Below are 8598 nucleotides of genomic sequence, written 5' to 3' on the forward strand. Positions count from 1 at the left end.
CCGAGATAATTTTCTTTTAAAATCCTACATTCATCTGATGAAAAAAATATTTCTATCCGTCCTGTTCTTTAGTTTCTGTTTTAGTAATGCACAGCAAAATCTTGTTCAGTATGTAAAACCAATTATTGGTACCGAAAAAATGGGGCATACTTACCCTGGCGCAACAGTTCCGTTTGGCGCTGTACAGCTTAGTCCAGAAACGGATACCATATCGTATGAATTAAATGGGAAATATAATGGAGATGTGTACAAATACTGCGCTGGATATCGCTATGAAGACAAAACCATTGTAGGCTTTAGCCATACGCATTTAAGCGGAACAGGTCATTCAGATTTGGGAGATTTTTTAATTATGCCAACTCAGGGAAAATTACAGTTAAATCCTGGAACCGCTTCAAATCCTAAGAGTGGATATCGTTCCGCATTTTCTCATGCTAATGAAACTGCCGAAGCAGGTTACTATAAAGTCAAATTGGATGATGAAAACATTTTAGCCGAAATGACTACCACAACTCGAGTAGGAATGCATCAATATACTTTTCCAAAATCAGATGAAAGCCACATCATATTGGATTTAATGGCTGGTATTTATAATTATGATGACAAAAATGTTTGGACGTATGTAAGGGTTATTAATGACAGTCTGATTACTGGTTACAGACAAACCAATGGATGGGCAAGAACCAAAACGGTTTATTTTGCGATGTCTTTCTCGAAACCATTCTTTCAATACGGTCAAAAGAATTATGAAACCAAACAAGTTTATAGAGGATTCTGGAGAAAATTTGATCAAACTAAAAACTTTCCAGAAATAGCCGGAAAAAAAATAAGAATGTATTTTGATTTCAAAACAAGCGAAGCTGAAAAGATTAAAATAAAATTTGCTTTATCTCCCGTTAGTCAGGAAAACGCGTTGCAAAACATGAAAGAAGAGATAAAAGATTGGGATTTTGAAAAAATAAAAGCGCAATCGCAATCTGCCTGGAATAAGGAACTTAATAAAATTGTAATCACCGCTCCAGAAGATGTCAAAGTGAATTTTTATACAGCGATGTATCACACTTTTATAAACCCAACTGTTTATATGGATGTAAACGGAGAATATAAAGGATTAGATCAAGGAATTCACAAAGCAAATGGGTTTACTAATTATAGTACTTTTTCACTGTGGGATACTTACAGAGCTTTGCATCCTTTTTTCAACATTATTCAGCCTTCGCGTAACAATGATATGGTAAAGTCAATGTTGGCTCATTACGAGCAGAGTAGCCTTCACATGTTGCCTATTTGGTCTCATTATGCTAATGACAATTGGTGCATGAGTGGTTATCACAGCGTATCGGTAATTGCAGATGCTATCTTAAAAGGAGTTTACAATGGTGATCCAAATGAGGCTTTAAAAGCGTGTGTTGCCACTGCCAAACATCGTGATTATGAAGGAATCGGTTATTATATGGATTTAGGATATATCCCAGCCGAAAAAAGTGGAATATCAGTATCAAATACTTTAGAATATGCTTATGATGATTGGTGTATTGCACAATTAGCCAAAAAACTAAATCAAACCGAAATCTACAATGACTTTATCAAACGCTCTGAGAATTGGAGAAATAATTTTGATACAAAAACTGGTTTTATGGAGCCTAAGTTGGCAGATAATTCTTTTAAAAAAGAGTTTGATCCTTTGAGTACAAATGGACAAGGATTTATTGAAGGAAATAGTTGGAATTACAGTTTTTTTGTACCGCATAATCCAACAGCTTTAATTGATCTAATGGGAGGTAAAAAGGCTTTTGCTTCCCGATTGGACACACTCTTTACAATGCATTTGCCTGATTCTTTTTTTGCAGAAACTGAGGATATTACAAGGGAAGGAATCATTGGTGGATACGTTCATGGTAATGAGCCAGCACATCATGTAGCTTATTTTTATAATTGGGCTGACCAACCTTGGAAAACACAGGCACAAGTTCGTAAAATTTTGAACATGCAATACAAACCAACTCCTGACGGTTTAGGAGGGAATGATGATTGCGGGCAAATGAGTGCTTGGTATATTTTTTCGTCTTTAGGCTTTTATCCAGTTGCCCCAGGGTCTGATCAATATGCATTGGGATCACCATTAGTAAGCAGCGCAAAACTTACACTTGAAAATGGAAAAGTCTTTACTGTTGAAGCAATTAATCAAAGTGCTAAAAATATATATGTTCAAAAAGTATTGATTAACGGAAAACCAATAACTAGTTTATTTATTAAACATAGTGATATAACTAATGGTTCAGCAATTACTTTTCATATGGGTGCAAAACCTAAAACGAGATAATTTATAATTTAATAAAAAAGCCCGAGAATAATTTAAACTGATTATTCTCGGGCTTTTTTATTTTTAAAGATTTAGATAATTTTTATATACCAACAACAACTTTTCGTTTCTGAAATTTATTCTGAAGCCAATTACGGACTGGTTCGTCATATAATTTTAAACATAAATAAGCAATGACAATACTAGTAATTAAAACACCTATTCCTAAGACATAACCATCTTCCAATGAGATTTTATTGTCGACAACCCAAGCTGTGTACCAATAAATAAGTGGATAATGTGTGATATAAAGCGGGTAGGAGATGTCGCCTAAAGTTTTGCAAATTTTAAGTGAAAATGGATTTTTAATTTCTCCGCCAGCTCCAATCGAAACAATTAACGGAAAAACAAGGATAATACAAAAAGACTCATATAAACCATTCATCCACAAACTGTTTTCATCACCAATCCTTGGTATTGAAAGCACGATTGCAATCAATAAACTGCAAACCCAGAAAGCTCCCTTTACGTGTATTAATTTCCCTAAACGAGAAAGTAAAATCCCTGCAAAAAACGGATATAATAAACGGGTGAAACCAATATTCATTTGTTCAAAATTCAATGACCATCCGCCAATTACGTCTCCTTTTGGTCCAAAAACAGTGTAATTAATAAGCATTCCTGCAAATATCAAAACAAAAATAGAAAGTACTTTATTCGAAAATTTTCTAAAAAATAAAGCGTAAAGTATATTAGCAATATATTCAAAAAATAACGACCAGGCAGGACCATCAAGAGGATGCATTTCTCCCCAACCTCTTATCTCCATTGAAGGCGGAATTGGAAGCAATGTGAAACCAATAACCATGGTCAAAATTACTTTCCAAACTTCCATTCCAGCAATCATTGGAAACAAAATATCCGAAGCCTGAAAATAATATAAAGCAGCGCCAATGATCATTCCCATTATCACCATGGGCTGCAAACGAATCAGGCGTCTTTTGTAAAAGTCCCACTGCGTCATTTTTCCCCAACGATCATCATAAGCATAAGCGACAACAAATCCCGATAAAAGGAAAAAGAAGTCTACAGCCAGATAACCGTGGTTTATAATTTGCTTAAATCTGTTTCCGCCGGCAAAAGTTTCGAAAATGTGAAAAGCAACGACTAAAATTGCGGCTACTCCGCGTAAACCGTCTAAAATTTCGTAATGTTTTTTTGGTTTGATATCTGTATAAACTGAAGTCATATTCTGGTTGGTTAATTGTTAGTTGTTAATTATAAATTCATAGTGAAATAAGAAAAGAACAAAAACCTTAGTATAACTTGTTTCGGTTTTTATTAAGTTTTTTACTGATAAATATAAATCATTTTTCAAAAATAAAGCCGTAATCTTTGACAATTACAGCTTTATCTTTAACCAAGTTATGAAATTATTTTATTTAAGTGAAAAGCTTACCTTCGATTTTATATCTGTAGCAGATGCTCCAATCAAAGCTTCAAAATCACCGGTTTCAGCAACCCATTCGTGTTTTTTATCATCAAAGAAACTCAAGGCAGTTTTGTCAACTGTAAAAGTCACTGTTTTTTCTTCACCGGCTTTAAGCGAAATTTTCTCAAAACCTTTCAATTCTTTTACAGGACGAGGCAAAGACGATTTTAAATCGCTGATATAAAGTTGAACAACTTCAGATCCTTCGCGGCTTCCAGTGTTTTTTACTTTAACCGAAAACGTAATTTGATCTTCTTTTGACAATTGTTTTTTGTCAGCAGTTACTTTACCATATTCAAAAGTAGTATAGCTTAAACCATGACCAAAAGGAAATAAAGGTTTGATTTTTTGTTTATCAGTCCAACGGTATCCAACAAAAATTCCTTCTTTGTACGTTACTTCATCTCCACCTGGAAATTCTCCAAGAGCGTGTGCCCCATTATCGTTTAATTTAACTGGGAAAGTAAAAGTCAGTTTTCCAGAAGGATTCACATCTCCAACCAAAACGGCTGCCAAAGCATTTCCAGCTTCAGTACCCAAAAACCATCCTTGTACAATTCCCGGAACCTCGTTTACCCACGGCATCGCCACAGCGTTTCCAGATATATTTACAAAAACCACATTTTTATTAACCTTAGCCAATTCGCTGATTAATTTATCCTGTCCATACGGAAGACCTAATTCCTTACGATCATTTCCTTCAGCATCCTGATAGTCGCTTTTGTTCAAACCTCCAAAAAACAATACAATATCTGCATCTTTAGCTACTTTTAAAGCCTCTGCAGTTAATTCGGCAGCAGAACGTTTATCTTCTAAGCTAACTTTTGCAACAACACCATTATAATTGCTGGTTGGGTCTCCAACATAACCGCGAGCGTAAACAATTTCTGCCTGATTACCAATTCGTTTTTTCAATCCATCAAGAGGTAAAACTTCATATTTTGCTTTTAGCGAAGAACTTCCTCCACCAACAGTCATCATTTTGATTGCATTTTCTCCAATTACTGCAATTTTCTTAGTTTTAGAAAGATTGATTGGCAGGATATTGTTTTTGTTTTGCAATAAAACAATTCCTTCTTCGGCAATTTTCAATCCAGCTTGTGCGTGTTCTTTTGTTCCAAATGATCCAAAAGGTCTTTCATTATTCATTGTTGTTAAAAAAGACAAACGCAAAATACGGCGAACTTTTTCATCTAATTCTTTGGTTCCAATTTCGCCTTTTGCAATCATAGTCGAATATGGTTTTGCCAAATAATAGTTGTCATACGCATTACTTGTTCCCCATGAAAGTCCGTTGGTCCAAGAACCAAATTCCATATCTAAACCATTGTGAATCGCTTGCTTGGTATCATGAACTCCACCCCAATCTGAGATTACAACTCCTTTGAATCCCCATTCTCCGCGAAGAATATCATTCAATAAAAACTCATTGTGGCAACAGTGTTGTCCTTTGTATTTATTATACGATCCCATAATTGCCCAAGCATCACCTTCCTGAACAGCGGCTTTGAATGCTGGCAAATAAATCTCGTACAAAGCGCGATCATCAACAATTACGTTTACGGCACTACGATTGGTTTCCTGATTGTTTAATGCAAAATGTTTTACGCAAGCAGCAACTCCATTAGATTGTACTCCTTTGATGTAAGGCACTACCATTTTTGACGTAAGGAAAGGATCTTCTCCCATATATTCGAAGTTACGACCGTTTAAGGGTGTTCTGTAGATATTTACACCTGGTCCTAACAATACATTTTTGTTTCGGTAACGAGCTTCTTCACCAATTGATTTTCCATATAAAGACGACAAATCTTTATTCCATGTGGCAGAAAGTGCCGTAAGAGCTGGAAATGCAATACAAGAATCGTTTGTCCAATTTGCCTGATCCCATTCGTCCCATTTAACTTCTGTACGGATTCCGTGTGGTCCATCGGTCATCCAATTTTCGGGAATTCCCAAACGCGGAACACCAGGGGAACTAAATTTTGATTGCGCATGAATCATGGCAATTTTTTCTTCGGTTGTCATTTTAGAAAGTGCATCTTCGACACGCTCATCAATAGTTTTTTTGCTATCAAGATAAACAGGAAGTTTATTTTGCGCATTCATTCCCAATGAACTCAACAAAAGAAAAAGGACAATTGTTTTCACATTTTTAAACATAACTCTTAAATATTAAAGCATTAAAATTTGTAATCAAGATACTCATCATTCAAAAGCATCTTTCAATAATATTGTAAAGCTAAAACGTTATTATATGTGTTTAATTTGTAAATAAAAAAAAGTAGTAAAATAAAATATTAACTAATTGTTTTTTAGATTTTTAGCTAATAATTAAAGCCGAAAAAAGTAGTGATTTTAAAATAAAAAATTAGCTTTTTGAAGGTATTAAGCCGATTTTCATGACCATTTCTTCAAAATCATTTCTGGAAACAGCTGCTTTATTTCTGGCCTTAGTTCTATAATTATAAATCGTGCTCAAAGAGTAGCGAAGGAATTCTGCAATTTTTACACTATCTGTAATTCCAAGGCGAATAAGTGCAAAAATGCGAAGTTCGGTATTTAATAATTCACCTTGTTTCAATACGATTTGTTCTTCGTTGATGAGTAAGGCATTAAAATCTTTTACAAAAGTGGGATACAGATTTAGAAAAATCATATCAAAGTTGGCATATAATTCTTCAAGTTCTTTTTCGACCAATGTGTTTGATTTTAAAATTTTAGCAATCTCGTCAAATTGTTTGACAGCCGCTTTTTTGTTCAAAATAACACGGTAATTCTCCAGCTTATTGATGTAAGTCGAACAAAGGTTGAAAAAGTTTGCAATATATTCTTCCTTAATGTGATTGGACTCCGATAATTGAGCGTTTCGTTCTTGCAAAAGGTTGTTTGTTGCGGTAATATCTTTGTTTAATTCGGCTAATTTTTGACTGGTTATAAAAAGTTCTTCACGAATTTTGGATACTTTTTTCATTTGTCGGTACACATAAATCACCGCTAAAATTAAGAATCCGGACAGTAAACTTATGCATAACAAATACAATTGCAATTCGTTTTTTCTCTGGGCTTCCTTTTCTAAATAAGCGGTATTAATAATAGAATAAAGCTGAGACATTAGCAATGTTCTAAATTGAACATTACAATAAAGAGCATCTTCAATTGCAGATTGTGTGAGTTTATAAGCCATATCAACATCTCCAATTTCATAAAAAACCATCGCCAGTTTTTGAAGTGAAGCATTGTCTTTGTTAGCCGTTTTTAAATCAGATATTGCCGAAAGAGCGAAATATTTTTTTCTTAAATCGAATTGGTTTCTGGTTTCATAAATGCTGCCAAGAAGATAAGTAATCATGGCATATTGGTAATTATCTTCTTTGGTTTGTTTCAATAGAAGCAATAATTCTTTTTGTGCAATAGTAAGTTTATTGTCAAAAATGTTTTTCTGAATTAGATTTATTTTATAATCCGATGTTGAAGGATTCAAAACGCCTAACAATGAATCTCGATATTTACCTATTTGCTCAATGTATATTTTGCTGGTACTATTGGCATTGTAGTGTTCAAAAAATTCCCGATGCACAACATAATACGTTGGAAGCAGTGATTTGTCTAATGTTTTTTTATTGATGCTTTTTAAAATAGCTTCGGATTCCCGATATTTTCCTGATGATGAATATAGATTCGCCAATTGCAATTCGGCCAAATCTGATAATTTTTTACTGTGAAGTTCTGTAGCGATTACAAGATTCTTTTTGATATATAAAATTGCCGAATCAGAGTTGAATTTTTGGTATTCTGTGTATAAAGTTTTGTTGTAATTGTATTCTTGCTCTTTGGATAAATCTTCCGATTTAAGTTTTTTGAAGTTTAAAATTCGCTCTTCTTTTAAATGAACATAATGCTGTTTGTTTTTTAAAGCATCATTTAATTTATCAAAAATGGAATCCGTAGTATTCAATGGATAACCAGAATAATTTACAGAAAGTAGTAAAAATAACAGCAGATAATTTTTCAAACCAATAGAGACTAAAAATGTGGTTTACAAATATAATAAAGTAAGTATAAAATGAAGTGTTTTTGAGTCTCTATTTAGATTTTGTGCACTACTTTTTTTGAGCTCTTTTGTGTTTAAAATAACAACTTCAATATTTGTATTTTAGCTTTTGGCTGAAATTATTTTAACCACATAGAGTCATAGATTTAATAGCAAATCATTAAGGAAACCCGTTGGGTGAAATTCTAAAAATGAAAAAAATTAACCACATAGAAACATAGATTTAATAGCAAATCATTAAGGAACGAATAGAAATAGCACTATTTTCCACATAGCCAATCTATGTGAGAAGTGAAACGGTTATTTAAACTCTTTTTTAAAACTATAAATTGTATGTCTCTATGTGGTAAAAAATAATTTTATTTAATCTCAATTTCTAATTTTTTCTCTTTAAATAAAAGGCTAAAAAGCAAAAATACCGCTAACGAAATGCCCGCAGGAATTATCCAAACCATTTCCCAATTGATTGCTCCTTCGGCAGTTTTGTAATTATCAGTAATCCATCCTGCCACTCCAAATCCAATTAGCATTCCCAAACCATAAGTAGCAAGTGTAATTAATCCTTGTGCAGCACTTTTGTATTTCTCACCCGCTTTTGAATTGGTATAAATTTGTCCAGAAACAAAGAAAAAATCGTAACAAACACCATGTAACGCAATCCCGATGATGAGCATAAAACTCAAATCGCCACCATTTCCGTAAGCAAACAATGCATATCGGATTGCCCAAGCCAACATCCCTACCAAAATG

5 protein-coding genes are annotated in these 8598 nt (G+C 33.7%); 1 reads left to right on the plus strand and 4 read right to left on the minus strand.

The features are described 5' to 3' along the window. Positions 1–37 precede the first annotated feature (37 nt). Positions 38–2323 (plus strand): GH92 family glycosyl hydrolase, encoded by a 2286-nt coding sequence (locus tag VLC96_RS05675; RefSeq protein WP_325261228.1) that lies wholly within the window; start codon positions 38–40, stop codon positions 2321–2323. An 82-nt stretch (positions 2324–2405) separates the two neighbouring features. Here VLC96_RS05675 and VLC96_RS05680 read toward each other — a convergent pair whose 3' ends face one another. The 4 genes from VLC96_RS05680 to VLC96_RS05695 form a co-directional block, all read right to left on the minus strand. Next, entirely contained in the window at positions 2406–3551 is a 1146-nt protein-coding gene (locus tag VLC96_RS05680; protein ID WP_325261229.1) for an acyltransferase family protein, read from the minus strand. A 189-nt stretch (positions 3552–3740) separates the two neighbouring features. Continuing rightward, complete coding sequence (locus VLC96_RS05685; RefSeq protein WP_325261230.1) at positions 3741–5957, minus strand: glycoside hydrolase family 3 C-terminal domain-containing protein; 2217 nt, start codon at positions 5955–5957, stop codon at positions 3741–3743. Between the two features lie 208 nt (positions 5958–6165). Continuing rightward, a complete protein-coding gene (gene susR / locus VLC96_RS05690; RefSeq protein WP_325261231.1) occupies positions 6166–7809 on the minus strand; it encodes a SusR family glycan utilization regulator in 1644 nt (547 codons plus the stop codon). 398 nt (positions 7810–8207) lie between these two features. After that, on the minus strand, positions 8208–8598 hold a 391-nt coding region (locus VLC96_RS05695), incomplete at its 5' end, for an MFS transporter (protein ID WP_325261233.1).

It is taken from the genome of Flavobacterium sp., assembly GCF_035456085.1.
Lineage (GTDB): Bacteria > Bacteroidota > Bacteroidia > Flavobacteriales > Flavobacteriaceae > Flavobacterium.